Annotated in this window: 11 protein-coding genes; 10 read left to right on the top strand and 1 reads right to left on the bottom strand. The window is 54.3% G+C overall.

Translation table 11 applies throughout. The features are described from left to right. Window positions 1–209 precede the first annotated feature (209 nt). From C8N36_RS21405 to C8N36_RS21435, 7 genes are all read left to right on the top strand, one after another. Window positions 210–1,055: a GntR family transcriptional regulator gene (locus C8N36_RS21405; protein WP_097806846.1), complete on the top strand. Its 846-nt coding sequence runs from the start codon at window positions 210–212 to the stop codon at window positions 1,053–1,055. Next, window positions 1,043–2,143 carry an ABC transporter ATP-binding protein gene (locus C8N36_RS21410; protein ID WP_097806845.1) on the top strand — a complete coding sequence of 367 codons (1,101 nt, stop codon included), beginning with the start codon at window positions 1,043–1,045 and terminating at the stop codon, window positions 2,141–2,143. The genes C8N36_RS21405 and C8N36_RS21410 overlap by 13 nt, the downstream gene beginning before the upstream one ends. Before the next feature lie 12 nt (window positions 2,144–2,155). After that, a complete protein-coding gene (locus tag C8N36_RS21415) occupies window positions 2,156–3,073 on the top strand; it encodes an ABC transporter permease (protein WP_097806844.1) in 918 nt (305 codons plus the stop codon). Window positions 3,074–3,083: 10 nt separating this feature from the next. Further along, window positions 3,084–3,965: a carbohydrate ABC transporter permease gene (locus C8N36_RS21420; protein ID WP_097806843.1), complete on the top strand. Its 882-nt coding sequence runs from the start codon at window positions 3,084–3,086 to the stop codon at window positions 3,963–3,965. A gap of 47 nt (window positions 3,966–4,012) precedes the next feature. Then, entirely contained in the window at window positions 4,013–5,557 is a 1,545-nt protein-coding gene (locus C8N36_RS21425; protein WP_097806865.1) for an extracellular solute-binding protein, read from the top strand. Window positions 5,558–5,628: 71 nt separating this feature from the next. Continuing rightward, window positions 5,629–7,941: a DUF4962 domain-containing protein gene (locus C8N36_RS21430; protein WP_097806842.1), complete on the top strand. Its 2,313-nt coding sequence runs from the start codon at window positions 5,629–5,631 to the stop codon at window positions 7,939–7,941. 89 nt (window positions 7,942–8,030) lie between these two features. After that, window positions 8,031–8,777 (top strand): SDR family NAD(P)-dependent oxidoreductase, encoded by a 747-nt coding sequence (locus C8N36_RS21435; protein WP_097806841.1) that lies wholly within the window; start codon window positions 8,031–8,033, stop codon window positions 8,775–8,777. A 161-nt stretch (window positions 8,778–8,938) separates the two neighbouring features. On the opposite strand, the gene carB is transcribed toward C8N36_RS21435, so the two are convergent. After that, window positions 8,939–12,271, bottom strand: coding sequence for a carbamoyl-phosphate synthase large subunit (gene carB, locus C8N36_RS21440; protein WP_097806840.1), 3,333 nt, complete (start codon window positions 12,269–12,271; stop codon window positions 8,939–8,941). Window positions 12,272–12,559: 288 nt separating this feature from the next. On the opposite strand from carB, the gene aspS reads away from it, so the two are divergent. From aspS to C8N36_RS21455, 3 genes are all read left to right on the top strand, one after another. Next, window positions 12,560–14,416 carry an aspartate--tRNA ligase gene (aspS, locus tag C8N36_RS21445; protein WP_097806839.1) on the top strand — a complete coding sequence of 619 codons (1,857 nt, stop codon included), beginning with the start codon at window positions 12,560–12,562 and terminating at the stop codon, window positions 14,414–14,416. Window positions 14,417–14,508: 92 nt separating this feature from the next. Next, window positions 14,509–15,894, top strand: coding sequence for a DUF1800 domain-containing protein (locus C8N36_RS21450; protein WP_097806838.1), 1,386 nt, complete (start codon window positions 14,509–14,511; stop codon window positions 15,892–15,894). A gap of 3 nt (window positions 15,895–15,897) precedes the next feature. Next, window positions 15,898–17,118 carry a DUF1501 domain-containing protein gene (locus C8N36_RS21455; protein WP_097806837.1) on the top strand — a complete coding sequence of 407 codons (1,221 nt, stop codon included), beginning with the start codon at window positions 15,898–15,900 and terminating at the stop codon, window positions 17,116–17,118. Window positions 17,119–17,121: the final 3 nt, after the last annotated feature.

Consider the following 17,121-nt stretch of genomic DNA (forward strand, 5'->3'; position numbering starts at 1 on the left):
TCGCGATCGGCAGCGAATTCCATAGTAAAACAAAATCAGATGTCAGTTTCGCACAAAAAGTCGTTTTCTCTCTTTAGTGCAAGTTATTGAAATTAATTAACTATCCAAATTTTTGAAACCAATTTTGAGACGGTTGTCATAATTTGTATTGTCGCAATCGCACTTCTGATATATCAGTTTGATCATCGAAGGCCTTGGGAGGGGCATAGATGATCCATGCAGCAAATGTTGAAGACCCTGTCGGTGACATGCGGAGTATCGCAGAGCTTCTGCAAGGTCACTCTTTGAGCGGCGAGGGGACACTCACAAATCAGGTTTATGAAATCCTGAGAGATCTGGTCGTTTCGCTGAAAGCACTGCCGCATCAACTCTTGTCTGAATTGGAAATTGCAGAAGAATTGAAGGCCAGTAAAACCCCCGTTCGCGAAGCACTGATCCGGTTGGAGAATGCCAACCTTGTCAACATAGTGCCCAAAAGCGGCACCTATGTCGCTCCGGTGGACTTGGGCCGCTATAAAGAAGCTTGTTTTATCCGTCTGTCTCTAGAGGCAGGAGCCATCCGTTTGGCAGCTCAAAACACCAACCGTTCGAAGTATTCCGGACAGTTGTCAGCGTTGATTTCCGCGCAAGAGCGGGCTGTCAAAGACGGCAACTATCCCGAGTATTTCCGGAACGATGTTGCGCTGCACAAGGTGTTTGCCGACATGGCAGGCATTCCCGGAGTTTGGGAAGCAATAGAGCGAACCCAAGTTGATGTTTTTCGCGTGCGGCACCTGTTGCAGACGCAAAATCTGGGCCGGTCTGAGCAGGCCATCCAAGAACACAAAGAGATCGTTGCCGCCGTGCTGCACGGCGACCCGGATTTGGCAGAGGCAGCTTTGGTTGCGCATATCGGGCCGCTTGAAGGCAAGCTGCAAACCCTGCGTGAACGGCCAGGGCTTCTGGAATTTATCGAACATCTAAACGAGGCAGGAAATGCGCCGTCGCGCTCCCGCCGATCTAAGGCCGCCTCAAAAGGGCGCGGTGGGAAAGTGGAGGAAACATGTCGGGTGTAACCCTAGAAAAGATCGTCAAACGCTACGGTGCGGCGCAGGTCGTGCACGGTATTGATTTGCAGATTGAACCTCAGGAATTTGTTGTTTTGGTTGGCCCGTCGGGCTGCGGGAAGTCAACAACCCTGCGGATGATCGCAGGCCTTGAGGAAATCTCGGATGGTCAGCTTTCCATTGCGGATCGCAATGTGAACAACGTCGCACCGAAAGACCGCGACGTAGCGATGGTATTCCAGAACTACGCACTCTACCCACACCTGAATGTGGCCGAAAACATTGCATTCGGCCTGCGCATTCGCAAAGTCAAAAAGCCGGAGATTGCCAAGTCGGTTTCTGAAGTTGCGGATATTCTTGGTTTGACTGAATATCTTGATCGCCGCCCTGCGGATCTGTCTGGCGGTCAACGCCAGCGGGTTGCAATGGGCCGCGCCATCGTGCGCCATCCCGAAGTGTTCTTGTTTGACGAACCTCTGTCAAACCTCGACGCCAAATTGCGCACGCAGATGCGGGCCGAAATCAAACGCCTTCACAAGCGCCTTGGCGTGACAAGCATCTACGTGACCCATGATCAGGTCGAAGCGATGACTCTTGCAGACCGAATTGTTGTTATGCGCGATGGCCGAATTGAACAAATCGGCAAGCCAATGGATTTGTTCAATAATCCAGTTAACACCTTTGTTGCAGGATTCATCGGATCACCGCCGATGAATCAATTCGAGGCGACCGTAGAAAGCTCTGACGCCGGACCAATTGCGGTGCTTGCCGATCTGCGCGTTGCATTACCGAAATTGCCCCAGTTGCAGACACAGGTTGGACGCAAAGTCACTGTTGGCATCCGTCCGGAGCACGCGTTGATTACGCCGCAAGATGGCGCAAATACCATTCCTGTTGATCTGGATCTGGTGGAGACCTTGGGGTCCGAGGCGCTGCTGCACACGCATGTTTCGGGCAACCCCTTTGTTATCAAGACGGAAACCCACGGCGATGTGGATCACCTGTACGGCGTGAAGGACGTTTATGTCTCGCCGGAGCGGATCAAAGTTTTTGACGGTGAAACGGGGGATGTCTTTGTGCATCCCACTCAAGGATGATCGGGGGGCGAGATGGAAAAGAAATTTAGCTGGCTTCTACAACACCTACGCCGCGAATGGCAGATTTACGTTCTGCTGGCCCCGACGATTATCTGGTTCATTCTGTTCCTTTACAAACCGATGTACGGGCTACAGATCGCGTTCAAAGACTATAGTATTTTCCGTGGTATCGCCGGAAGCCCGTGGGTTGGTCTTGAGCATTTTGAAACTTTGTTTGGCAGTGACACGTTTTTACGGGCGCTAAAAAACACAGTGATTATCAGCGCGTTGTCGATGTGTTTTGGCTTTCCCATGCCAATCATTTTGGCGCTGATGTTCAATGAAATCCTCAACCAGACCTACAAGAAAACCGCGCAGACATTGGTGTATCTACCGCACTTCATCTCGACGGTGATTATCGCCGGGGTTGTGGTGACGGCCTTCTCGCCCTCGGCTGGTATTGTGAATACCATTATAGGCTGGTTCGGCGTTGAACCGATATACTTCCTCACAAAGCCGGAATGGTTCAGGCCCATCTTCATCGGCTCTGGTATTTGGCAAGAGGCAGGCTTTAGCTCCATCGTGTTCCTTGCGGCCATCGCAGGTGTGAACCCGTCGCTGTACGAAAGCGCGGTGGTGGACGGGGCCAGTCGTTGGCAAATGATGTGGAAGATCACTTTGCCGTCGATCATGCCGACAATCATCATCATGTTGATCATCCGTATCGGCAACATTCTGGAAATCGGTTTTGAGCTTGTCATCTTGCTCTATCAGCCAGCGACGTACCAAACCGCCGACGTGATCAATACCTTCATCTACCGCCAGGGTCTGCAAGGTGGGCAATACGATGTCGCTGCTGCTGCAGGTCTGTTCAACGCCGTGGTCGCCTTTGTTCTGGTGATGACTGCCAACACAATTTCGCGCCGCGTATCGCGCACATCGCTGTGGTGAGGGCTGAGCTATGACAAACATGAACCTCTATTCACGTGGCGACAAATTGTTCGTTGTCGCAAATATGGTGCTGATCGGGATCTTTGCCCTCTCAACCCTGTATCCTTTCATCTATATCGCAGCTGTGTCCTTCAGTTCCGGCTTTGCCGCAACCGCAGGCAAGGTGGTGCTAACACCCATCGATATGACCCTAGCGGCCTATGAGCGTGTTCTGTCAGAACCCGCGTTCTGGCGGTCCTACCTGAACACGTTCATCTATACGATCGGCGGCACGATCACGAGTTTGATTATCATCATTCCCGGTGCCTATGCTCTATCTCGTCCGCAATTGATCGGGCGTCGGTTTTGGAACCTCGTCGTTGCATTCACCATGTGGTTCAACGCCGGCATGATCCCGTTCTTCTTGAACATGCGCGATCTGGGTTTGATGGACAGCTACTTTGGCCTGATTATCGGTTTTGCCTGTAACGCCTTTAACATCATCTTGCTGCGAAACTTTTTCGAAAGCATTCCGGCGTCCTTCGAAGAAGCGGCGCGTATGGATGGCGCAAATGAGTTTCAGGTGTTGTGGAAGGTCTTTGTGCCCCTTTCGAAACCGGCCATCGCAACAGTCACATTGTTCTGCATCGTGGCGCGCTGGAACGGGTTTTTCTGGGCGATGGTGTTGCTGCAAGACGAAAGCAAAATTCCGCTGCAGGTCTATCTCCGTCAAATCATCGCGACCCTGTCCGATGACGAAGAGTTCGCCGCGACTTTGCTGACGGCACCCTATTCGGTCGAAACAGTCACAGCAGCCATCATTGTCTGTTCGATCATACCAGTTCTGATCATCTATCCGTTTGTTCAGAAGTACTTCAACAAAGGCATCCTTTTGGGAGGCGTGAAAGAATGACTTTGGGAAAGAATACCAACGATATCAAAGTTCAAGGGAGGACTACCATGAAGAAACTCACGATAACCGCGCTGGCGCTGGCATCGACCATGATGACAACACCGGTACTGGCCGATGGCCATGGTTCCAAGATTGTGGACGAGCCGCTAGAGCTGACCATCCACATGCACCACAAGCGCTATACCAGCTACGACGAAAGCTGGCCTGTTGAGCAAGCAGCGCGTGAGATGACCAACATCCACCTCATCAACAAAACCTTCGGCTCGAACACACCGCAGAGTGACGAAGCCATCAACCTGCTGCTGGCTTCTGGTCAGTTGCCGGATGTCATCGGTACATCGCGCATCCGCGACGTTGTAAACCAGTACGGTCCACAAGGTGCGTTCACACCGCTCAATGATCTGATCGAAGAGCACGCGCCACACATGAAGGCCTACTTCGACTCGCACCCTGACGTTAAGTCTGCGATCACGTCGTCGGATGGCAACATGTACTACATTCCGTATCTGCCCGATGGCAAATACGGCCGCGCCTATTTCATCCGCTATGACTGGGTTGAAAAGCTGGGTCTTGAAATTCCGAACACTGTGGACGAGCTGAAAACAGTTCTGGAAGCGTTCCGTGACGGCGATCCAAACGGCAACGGCGAAAAGGACGAAGTTCCTTACTTTGCTCGCCAGTGGGAAGAGCTGATCCGCTTGGTAACTTTGTGGGATGGCCGGTCTTCCGGGTCTGACACGTATCACGATTACTATGTCACCGATGGCATGCTTGCCCATCCCTATGCTGGTGAGGGCTATCGTGAAGGTATCAAGAACCTCGCACAGTGGTACGCCGAAGGTCTGATCGACGCAGAAATCTTTACGCGTGGCTCGTCCTCGCGTGAATTCTTGTTGTCCGAAAACATGGGCGGCATGACACACGATTGGTTCGCATCGACATCCGGTTATAACCGTCTGTCCGCCGACATCGATGGCTTCTCGTTCAAAGCGATGGCACCGCCGGCCTCGATTTCAGGCAAGCGTATCGAAGAACACCGCCGTATTCCGTTCAAGCCCGATGGATGGGCAATGGGCGGCACCAACAAGCACCCTGTTGAAACGATCAAGTACTTTGACTTCTGGTTCTCCCCTGAAGGTCGCGATCTGGTCAACTTTGGTGTTGAAGGTGAACAGTACGAGCTGGTCGACGGTGAACCACAGTTCACTCAGGCGTTCCTTGATGGCGGTCCTGTAAACTCGCAGTTGTACCAGATCGGCGCACAGCTTCATGCCCGTGGTTATTTCCAAGACTATGAGTATGAAAAGCAGTGGTCGAACGAGTTCGCTCTCGAAGGTATCGCGCTTTATGACGAAGGCGATTATCTGATCGATCAGTTCTTGGGTGTGTCTTTGAACGCCGACGAACAGAAGGTCTATGACAAGTACAACGCACAGCTGCGTACTTATATGCTTGAGCGCCAGCAGGCCTGGATCCTGGGCACAGGCGAAGTAGAAGCCGAATGGGCCGAGTATCAAGAGCAGCTTGAAAAGCGTGGCTACAGCCAGGTTCTTGAAGTGATGCAAGCCGCTTACGACCGTCAGTACAAATAACTGATCCAAAATCGTGCCGCCCATACGATTTGGGCGGCACATCTATTGCTTTACCAAAGGAAGACTCCTCGATGTCAGCGAGTGAAAACTATCTGGACCAGCCCCGCGCCGGACGCCTGAACATTCAATATGCGCCCGTTGACGGCGTTGTGATGGCAGAAAACCCTCCGCGTTTCATGTGGTTGCCCGTTGTCGAGGAAGAAGCAACCTATGTGCTGCGCGTTGCCCGCGATGACAGCTATACGGATGCTCATGTGTTTTCCGATCTCCCATTGAATTTTTTGACCCCTGACGTGGTGTTTGAGCCGGGCGAATACGTTTGGTCCTATGCCGTTTGGGATGCCAAAGCCAAAGGTCCCGCCACCGAGTGGAGCAAGAACCGAAGCTTTAGTATTGCCGAAGGGGCAACTGAGGTGCCGCTGGCTGGGCGGGGTGCTCGCTACGCCAAATCAGACATGGCCCACCCGCGTCTGTGGCTTGGCCCCAAAGAGCTAGCGGCCTTTAAAAAAGATCTTGCGAAGGATGCAGACCATTGTGCGTGGTCAACATTTTTCGAGAAATCCGCTGCGCCTTGGATGGACCGTCCGGTGATGGATGAACCTGTTGGCTATGAAAACCACCAGCGGACGCCCCCGGTTTGGCGCCAAACCTATATCGATTGTCAGGAACTGATGTATGCAATCCGCCACTTGGCCGTTGCCGGTCAGGTTTTGGAAGACAGCGCAATGCTGGACCGTGCCAAGGAATGGTTGTTGGCCGCTGCGGATTGGGACCCTGCCGGCACCACGTCGCGCGCCTACACAGACGAATGGGCGTTCCGTGTTACACTGGCGCTCGGCTGGGGCTACGACTGGCTGTATAATGAGCTGAGCGACGAAGAACGCACCAAGGTGCGCACGGCGCTATTGATCCGCACCCGCGAGATCGCAGAGCACATCATCGACCACGCCAATATTCACCTGTTCCCCTATGACAGCCATGCGGTTCGCGCCGTGTCGGCGGTTCTGGTTCCATGCTGCATTGCGATGCTGGACGAAGAGCCAGAGGCCCGTGAATGGCTGGATTATTCCATCGAATTCCTATCCACGGTCTACACCCCTTGGGGCGATGATCAAGGCGGATGGGCCGAAGGCCCGCACTACTGGATGACAGGTCAGGCCTATCTGATCGATGCTGCAAACCTGCTCAAGGCCTTTACCGGTTTTGATCTGTACGAGCGGCCGTTCTTCCAAAAAACCGGTGACATGCCGCTTTATACCAAAGCGCCAGACACCCGCCGTGCCACCTTTGGCGATGATAGCACCATGGGCGATCTGCCCTGCCTCAAAATCGGCTACAATCTGCGCCAATACGCTGGTGTGACCGGGAATGGCGCCTATCAATGGTATTATGACGAGATCAAACGCAATGATCCCGGTACCGAAATGGCGTTTTACAATTGGGGTTGGTGGGACTTCAACTTTGACGAAATGCTGTACCGTCAGCAATGGCCCATCGTGGAAGCCAAAGCACCCGCCGCCGATGATCGCCTGCGTTGGTTCAAGGGGATCGGATGGGTTGCAATCCAAAGCAAAATGGACGTGCCGGAAGAGCATCTCCAGTTTGTATTCAAAGCGTCCTCCTTTGGATCGATCAGTCACAGTCACGGCGATCAGAACGCGTTCTGTTTGGCAGCCTACGGCGAAGATCTTGCCATTCAATCCGGTCACTACGTGGCGTTCAACAGTTCCATGCACCAGAAATGGCGCCGTCAGACGATCTCGAAAAACGCTATTTTGATCAATGGCAAAGGCCAATACGCAGATCGCGACAAAGCCAAGCAGATGCAATCGACGGGGCAGGTTCTGGCTGCCGAAGAACGTGACGATCACATCTACATCAAGGGCGATGCAACGGCGGCGTATCAGTCGCTATCCCCCGAGGTGACGCGGGTCCACCGCGAGATATATTTCGTCAACAACAGCTATTTCGTGATCGTTGACACAATTGATGCGGATGAGCCGGTTACCATTGATTTCCGTATCCATGCCAACGGCCCCTTCCAGTTGGGCAAGGGTTCGTTCCGGTACACCGGCGACAAGGCCGGGTTTTATGGCGAAGTCCTTTGGTCAGAGGCTGGCAAGCCTGAGATCAGTCAGGAAACAGGCTTTCCAGGGGTCGATATGAAGGAAGTTGAGGGTCTGCCAATTAGTACCTGCATGACCGCCAGCTATCCCAAGGCAAAACGCCATCGGATCGCGACGTTGTTGGTGCCATATAGCACAACCGATCCGAAACGGATTTTCCATTTCCTTGATGACCAAGGCTATGACTGCGACCTGTATTTCACCGATGCCGATGAGAACAGCTTCAAAGTTGTGGTGGAAAAACTCGCCAAAGCATAATTTTCAGCGGCACCTATCGTCGCTGGACACGTAACTTGCCGCCCGCATTTAGAAACTCGCGGGCGGTATGCATTAACAGGAGAAGACCTATGAGTTTTGAAGGCAAAACCGCGATTGTAACAGGCGGCGGGCGCGATATTGGCCGCGCATGTGTTATGGGGCTGGCCGCGCAAGGCGCCAATGTGGTTATCAACTATCACTCCAGCAGCGAAGGCGCAGAGTCAGCAGTTGCTGAAATCATTGCAGCGGGTGGCAGCGCCATCGCCATGCAAGGTGACATGACCAAAGAAGCCGACGTGAAAGCACTGGTTGCAGCAGCTGTCGAGAAATATGGGAAAGTCGATACATTGGTTCATGTGACCGGTGGTATTCTTGCACGTGTATCTATGGCGGATATGACCATGGAACATTGGACTGCCGTTATGGATGTGAACCTCACATCCTACATGCTGGCCGTGCGCGAATGCATTCCGCATATGCCTGCTGGCAGCTCAATCGTTGCGTTGGCCTCACAGGCTGGCCGTGATGGCGGTGGCCCCGGTGCGTCGGCTTATGGCGCTTCCAAAGGTGCCGTTATGACCCTGACACGGGGTTTGGCCAAAGAACTGGGTCCGGACATCCGTGTTAACGGCGTGTGCCCCGGCATGATCGATACCGATTTCCACAACATCTTTACCAAACCCGAAGTGCGCACACATGTCGCCAATATCACGCCGCTGAAGCGTGAGGGTGTTTCCGACGATGTTGCGAACTTGGTGGTCTATTTGGCGTCGGATGGCGCAGCCTTCTTGACCGGCACCAATGTCGACATCAATGGCGGCATGCTGTTCTCCTAAGTCTTTTGACTATGGTTGAGGGCGCACAGGCATCACAGCCTTTGCGCCCTTCAATATGTCATGTGGCCCGTGACTGGCCTGATTGGTTAGCTGAGCGTCGCCACGAACATGAAACGCAAAAGGGAGCCTGAACGGCTCCCTTTTTTGTTCTTTTGACAGGCTTAGGCTTGGAGAGATTTTACGACCAGCTCACCCTCTTCGCGGGCCTTCATAGCGAGGGCTGCTGCGTGGGCACCGGCCCCTGTCGTGAAATACGGGATTTTGTCATACAGCGCGACCGAGCGAATTTCGCGACTGTCAGACACAGACGCGTTGCCCTCGGTGGTGTTCATCACCAGCTGAATGCCGCCATCCTTCATCAGATCAACGATGTTGGGACGTCCTTCATAGACTTTCTTGGTGACGGTGCATTCAATGCCATGGCTGCCCAAAAATGCTGCCGTGCCAGAGGTCGCAACGATTTTGAACCCAAGCTCGGTCAGAACCTGCGCGGCCTCAACCAGTTGGGGCGTTTTGTCGTCATCCTTGATCGAAAAGAAGACTGCTCCGGATTCAGGGAGCATCGTTCCCGCGCCCATTTGCGCCTTCAGGAAGGCGCGGGGGAAGGAGCGATCCCACCCCATGACTTCACCAGTCGAGCGCATTTCCGGGCCAAGGATTGTGTCAACACCGGGGAAGCGCGCAAAGGGCAAAACGGCTTCTTTGACCGAGAACCATGGCACGTTCGGATCTGCCAGTGTCATCGGATCTGCCAGAGGCAGATCTGTATCGTAGTCGGCGTTTTCGGGATATGGCTCACGCAGTGGGAAGGCCGAAAGCTTTTCACCCGCCATGACGCGCGCCGCGATCGAAGCAATCGCACTGTCAGTCGCTTTTGCGACAAAGGGAACAGTCCGCGATGCGCGCGGGTTCACTTCGATCAGGTAGATTTCATTGTCCTTGACGGCAAACTGGATGTTCATCAAGCCGACAACATTCAACGCCATCGCAAGCGCGACTGTTTGGCGTTTCACTTCTGTCAAAATCTCGTCTGACAGCGAATAGGGTGGCAATGAACAGGCGCTGTCGCCCGAGTGCACACCAGCCTCTTCGATATGTTGCATGATGCCGGCGACATGCACATCGGTGCCGTCACACATCGCATCCACGTCCAGCTCAACAGCGCCGGACAGATAGCTATCAAGCAAAACCGGGCTGTCACCTGAAACCACCACCGCCTCGGCGATGTAGCGTTCCAGCTGCGCCATATCGCGCACGATTTCCATCGCACGGCCGCCCAGCACATAAGACGGGCGGATCACGAGGGGGAAGCCGATATCTTCGGCGATGGCCATGGCCTGCGCGTCAGTCGATGCGATACCGTTATGGGGCTGCTTGAGGCTCAACTGATTGACCAGAGCCTGAAAACGCTCGCGGTCTTCGGCAAGGTCAATGGCGTCCGGTGTGGTGCCCAGAATGGGGATGCCTTCGGATTCCAGCGCATTGGCCAATTTCAGCGGAGTCTGGCCGCCAAACTGGACAATCACGCCGTGAAGCGTGCCGTTTTCCTGTTCTACCCGCAAAATTTCCATGACGGTTTCAAATGTGAGAGGCTCAAAATACAGCCGGTCAGACGTGTCATAGTCGGTTGAAACCGTTTCAGGGTTACAATTGATCATGATGGTTTCATAACCTGCATCCGACAATGCGTAACACGCGTGACAGCAGCAGTAATCAAACTCGATCCCTTGGCCGATCCGGTTTGGACCACCCCCCAAGACTACCACCTTTTTGCGGTCGGAAGGCCGTGCTTCGCATTCCACTTCACCCATCATCGGCTGTTCGTAGGTGGAATACATATAGGGTGTTTGCGCTTCAAATTCGGCCGCGCAGGTGTCGATCCGTTTGAACACAGCCGTGACGCCGGCATTGATCCGTTTGGTACGGATGTCTTTTTCGCTGAAACCGGTCAGCATGGCCAGACGTGCATCGCTAAAGCCCATCATTTTAAGATGACGCAAGCCTGCTTCGTCGTTAGGCAAGCCATCTGCCTTAACCTGCTCTTCTGCGTCCACAATTTCGCGGATACGATCAAGGAACCATGGGTCAAAAGCGGTGACGGTGTTGATTTCGTCATTGGTCAACCCGTGGCGCATGGCCTGCGCAATGGTGCGCATCCGGTCCGGGGTTTGCTCGCCTATAGCTTTGACAACAGCAGCCTTTTCGGGGGCGCCTGCGATTTCGACCTCATCAAAGCCCGTCAGGCCAGATTCCATTGATGCCAGCGCTTTTTGCAGGCTTTCGTGGATCGTACGGCCGATGGCCATTGTCTCGCCTACAGATTTCATCGCGGTTGTCAGATAGGGCTTGGAGCCGGGGAATTTTTCAAACGCGAATTTCGGGATTTTGGTTACGACATAATCGATGCTGGGTTCAAACGAGGCTGGCGTGACTTTGGTGATGTCATTGTCCAACTCGTCCAGCGTGTAACCAACCGCCAGTTTGGCCGCGATCTTGGCGATCGGGAAACCGGTTGCCTTTGAGGCCAGCGCGGAGGAACGCGATACACGTGGGTTCATTTCGATGACAACCATCCGGCCATCGTCGGGGTTCACAGCCCACTGTACGTTGGAACCGCCGGTTTCGACGCCGATTTCACGCAATACGTTGATGCTGTGGGTCCGCATGATCTGATATTCTTTATCAGTCAGCGTGAGGGCTGGGGCAACAGTGATCGAATCGCCTGTGTGCACGCCCATCGGGTCGATATTTTCAATTGCACACACGATGATGGCGTTGTCGGCTTTGTCGCGCACAACCTCCATCTCGAATTCTTTCCACCCCAGCAGGCTTTCGTCCACAAGGATCTGGTTCACCGGAGATGCGTCCATGCCGGACCGGCAAAAGTGGATGTAGTCTTCGCGGTTGTAGGCCACGCCGCCGCCGGTGCCGCCCATGGTAAAGGCCGGACGAATGATCGCGGGCAATCCGATTGTCTCAAGGTCTTCCAGCGCCAGTTGAACACCGGTGTCGAGGTCAGCCTTGCCGTCAGCAAATTTAGGGGCTGTAACGATTGTCGCCTTGGGGTTTTCAATACCCAAACGGTCCATCGCTTCACGGAACAGTTTGCGATCTTCTGCCATTTCAATGGCATCGCGGGTCGCGCCAATCATCTCGACGTTGAATTTCTCCAAAACGCCCATCTCTTCCAGCGCGAGAGAGGTGTTCAGACCGGTCTGGCCACCCATGGTTGGCAACAGCGCATCGGGGCGTTCTTTTTCGATGATCTTGGCAACGACCTCGGGGGTGATTGGCTCAATATATGTTGCATCCGCCATGTTCGGATCGGTCATGATTGTCGCCGGGTTCGAGTTCACCAGAATGACCCGGTAACCTTCTTCGCGCAGCGCCTTACAAGCCTGTGCGCCGGAGTAGTCGAACTCGCAGGCCTGCCCAATCACGATGGGCCCGGCTCCGATGATCATGATGGAGTTGATATCGGTTCTTTTGGGCATGACGGACCTCGTGTGAAAGCATGAGTACAGGCCACAGACTCAGAGAAGCTGCGGCTCGCAAATTGTCGTGGGTTATAGACATGGGGCGAACGGGTTCAAGCCCCGAAAGTGTAGCTATCCTTTTGGCAGGCGATTTCCGTTTGGTTTGAGGCCGCGAATCCGGTTTTTGACGGCTCTTTTCCGCTGGCCACCTGCATTTTTGTGCAAAAAGCGACCCTTCCCTTGACTTCATGCGCGTCGCAATGTGTACCCGCGCATGAACGAATGCCTATGCATAAGGGGTAAACCATGCACGCCTACCGGAGCCACACCTGCGCCCAACTGACCAAGGACAATGTGGGCGATACCGTTCGCCTTTCGGGCTGGGTGCATCGCATCCGTGATCACGGCGGTGTGCTGTTTATCGATTTGCGCGATCATTACGGTATCACTCAGGTCATTGCGGACGCTGACAGCCCTGCCTTTGCGGATCTGGAAAAGGTGCGGTCCGAATGGTGTATCCGCGTTGATGGCAATGTGCTTGCGCGCGACGAAAGCCTTGTGAACCCGAACCTGCCCACAGGCGCTATCGAAGTGTTTGCCCGTGAGTTGGAAGTCTTGAGTGCAGCCGCCGAGCTGCCGTTGATGGTTTTTGGCGATCAAGAGTATCCCGAAGAAACGCGTTTGCGTCACCGCTATCTCGATCTGCGCCGTGAAGTGATGCAAAAGGCGATGACCCTGCGGTCTGACGTTGTTTCCAGCATGCGCAAGCGGATGTGGGATCTGAACTTTCGCGAATTCCAGACGCCGATCATCACAGCGTCGTCGCCCGAAGGCGCGCGCGACTTTCTGGTGCCATCGCGTTTGCATCCGGGTAAATTCTATGCGTTGCCGCAGGCGCCTCAGCAATTCAAACAGCTGATCATGGTGTCTGGTTTTGACAAGTATTTCCAGATTGCACCATGTTTCCGCGACGAAGACCCACGCGCAGACCGGTCGCCCACGGACTTCTACCAGCTCGACCTGGAGATGAGCTTTGTTGAGCAGCAAGACATCTTTGACACCATCGCGCCGGTTCTGGCAGGTGTGTTCGAGGAGTTTGGCGAAGGTAAAAACGTTGATGCAGCCGCAGACTGGCCGCAGATTTCCTATCGCGATGCTGCGAAGTGGTACGGCAGCGACAAGCCCGACCTGCGTAACCCGATCAAGATGCAAGATTGCTCGGAACATTTCCGTGGTTCCGGTTTTGCGATCTTTGCGAAACTTCTGGAACAAGACGGCACCGAAGTGCGTGCGATTCCGGCCCCCACGGGCGGCGGACGTAAATTCTGTGACCGGATGAACAAGTTCGCCCAAGGCGAAGGTTTGCCGGGCATGGGCTACATCTTCTGGCGCGACAAGACCGCGGATTCCGTTGCCCAAGAGCTGGGTATCACGGTCAAAGAAGCGCAGGCTAAGATGAAAGCCGGCGAAGTCGAAGTTGGTATGGAAGCTGCTGGCCCGCTTGCGAAGAACATCGGCCCGGAGCGTACCGAAGCAATTCGCCAACAGCTGGGTTTGACCGTCGGTGATGCGGCCTTCTTCCTTGGTGGCAAGCCAAAAGCCTTTGAGAAAATCGCGGGCCGTGCTCGTGATGTGATCGGCGAAGAGCTTGGGCTGACCGACAAAAACCGTTTCGCATTCGCATGGATCGTTGATTTCCCAATTTACGAACAAGACGAAGAAACCGGAAAAATCGACTTTGAGCACAACCCGTTTTCGATGCCACAAGGTGGTGCCGAAGCGTTGGAAGGCAACCCGCTTGACGTGCTTGGCTATCAATATGATCTGGCCTGCAACGGCTATGAATTGCTGTCCGGCGCAATTCGGAACCACAAGCCCGAGATCATGTTCAAAGCCTTTGAAATCGCGGGCTACGGCAAAGATGAGGTCGAAAAGCGTTTTGGGGCTTTGGTCAACGCGTTCCAATACGGCGCTCCGCCGCACGGTGGCTGCGCTGCTGGTATCGACCGCATCGTTATGCTTCTGGCTGATCAGCAGAACATCCGCGAAGTCGTGATGTTCCCAATGAACCAGCGCGCCGAAGACTTGATGATGAATGCACCATCTGATCCGATGTCAGACCAAATGATGGAATTGGGCCTGCGCGTCATTCCGCAGGATTAACAGCAAACTATCGCTAGTTAGTTTTAAAGGCCGGTGCAAATGCGCCGGCTTTTTTCTATATTGAGTCAAGGCGACATAGCGGCGGGCTTGATATGACATTTGATCCGATAACGGCTGAAATTCGATTTGGCTGCGGTCTGTCACCGAAAATTGACCCGCCTTCCAGTGTGGACGAAATGTTGGATGGTTTGGTTGGCGCTGACAAAATGTCAGAATGGTTCCGAATTCCGTCGTTTCAGGAGTTTAGCAAGCGTTTGGTTCGCGCCCAAGCTTTGAAAAAGCAAAGACGGATGCAAAGTGACGGGGCTGACAGCGAAGAGCTTCGCAAACAGATCCGATTGTTAAACAAGGCCGCGCGGCAAGATCATTTTGATTGGCTTGGGTCACATATCCTGCGCCGGACCTATTCCGAGACCCCGTTTCGCGAGCGGCTGGAAGGGTTTTGGGCGGATCATTTCACGGCGGCGGGCAAAGGTGGCCTGCTGAGGCGCGCCGTTTCCCCATTTGTCCAAAGTGCGATCAGGCCAAACATGGCGGGGGCGTTCGAAGACCTGTTGATCGCAGCCGTTACGCATCCCCTTGTGGTGCATTACTTGGATCAAGTTGGTTCAACAGGTCCCAATTCAATCCGGGCCACGAACAAGCCGGGCAAGTTCGGATTGAACGAAAATCTTGCTCGTGAGATTTTGGAACTGCATACGCTTGGGGTTGCGGGCCCCTATACACAAACCGACGTTCGTGAGCTGGCCGAGTTATTGACGGGTCTGACCAGTCAGGCAAGCAAGGGCCGACAATTCAAAACAAACATGGCGGAACCCGGCTCTGAAACCGTACTCGGCAAATCGTATAGTGGAAGCCGTCCAGATTTTGGTGACATTGAAGAGGTGTTGCGTGATCTTGCGCGGCATCCTGCGACGGCGCGCCATATGGCTGGCAAGCTTGCGGTTCATTTCGTTTCGGACACACCAGACCCAGCTTTGGTTGACGCCCTCGAGCGGACGTGGCGAGACAGTGATGGCAACCTGAGTGAAGTATATGGCGCTCTGTTAAAGCATCCGGCAGCATGGTGGACAGACACACACAATGTCAAAAAGCCGTTCGAATATATCTCATCCGCAGCCCGCGCTTTGGCGATTCCGCCTAAGACAATCCAGCGGTTCCAAGAAAAGGAAATGCGGCAACGTATTTCTGAGCCTTTACGCTTGATGGGCCATATCTGGCAAAAGCCATCAGGGCCTGATGGACTTGAGGAAGCCGATGGCGAATGGTTGACCCCGCAGGGCGTGGCTGCACGCCTACAATGGGCCGTTATTGTTCCGCAGCTGTTAATGCCGCGCCTTCCGGACCCGCGGGAGTTCGTGGACATCGCTTTGGGCGGGCGGGCGTCTGAGGCGGTGCGATTTGCGGCCTCTGCAGCTGAGAGCCGGGCAGAAGGCGTAGGGCTGGTGCTGATTTCCCCAGCGTTTCAAAGGATGTAAGTCATGGATCGCCGTTCGTTTTTGACCAAAAGTACAGCATTGGGCTGCTCACTTGCCGCAAGCCCCGCACTAGCTCCGATCAGCTTTGCCAGTGCGCCGGGCAACAACCGTTTGGTGGTCATTATCCTGCGGGGCGGGATGGACGGCATGGCGGCTGTTGCCCCCTATGGAGACCCTGACTTTGCCGCACTGCGTGGACAAATTCCATTGGGTGCCAAAGGGTATTCTGACCTTGATGGGTATTATGCATTGCATCCCGGGCTGCGCGGATTGTTACCGTTGTGGCAAGACGGTCAACTTGGGTTTGTACATGCCGTTTCGACGCCCTATCGCAACAAGCGCAGTCACTTTGATGGTCAGGATCTTTTGGAAGCTGGCGTTGCTGACCTTGCAACTGGCAATGCGCGTGACGGTTGGTTGAATAGAATGATGGGCGCTGTGCCCGGTATGAATATGGATTCTGCCTATGCCATCGGCGGTGATGCGCTGACGATTCTTGACGGCAGCTTTCCGGTTAATCGCTGGTCGCCGGATGTGGACTTAGCGTTGACACCACAAGCGATTCGATTGGCTGAACTGGTGATGCAGGACGATCCGGTCATGGCGGCGTCCTTGGCCGAAGCATTTAAGCTCGCTACGGCAGATGGTGACCCGATCGCTGTCCAAGGCGGTATGGACGAAATGATGTCGATGGTCGCGCAGGATCAAGCGGCCAGCCGTAAGTCAGGTTACGAAAACCGTTTGGCCAAATTTGCGGCCGGTCGGTTGAAACAAGATGCAAGGATCGCTTCGTTTTCATTAAACGGTTGGGATACCCATGCCGCGCAAGACCGACAATTGGGAAGATCGTTTTCAACATTGTCCGACGTTGTATTGACTTTGAAGTCCGAGCTTGAGGAGGCAGTGTGGAACAACACAGCCATCGTGGCTGTCACCGAATTTGGCAGAACGGCACGGCTAAATGGGACCAACGGAACGGATCATGGCACCGGCGGCGCAATGATTTTGGCGGGCGGGGCCATTCGAGGTGGCCGAGTCTATGCTGATTGGCCGGGGTTGTCTGACGCAAATCTCTTTCAGGGCAGGGATCTCACCCCGACCCGCGATCTGCGTGCCTATGCGGGCTGGTTGATGCACGGGCTGTTCGGGCTGCAATCCAGCACAATCGAGCGTGAGATCTTTCCCCAGCTTGATCTGGGTGTTGATCCGGGGCTTTTGTTGTAAGGG

It is taken from the genome of Pelagimonas varians (assembly GCF_003208435.1).
Taxonomy (GTDB): domain Bacteria; phylum Pseudomonadota; class Alphaproteobacteria; order Rhodobacterales; family Rhodobacteraceae; genus Pelagimonas; species Pelagimonas varians.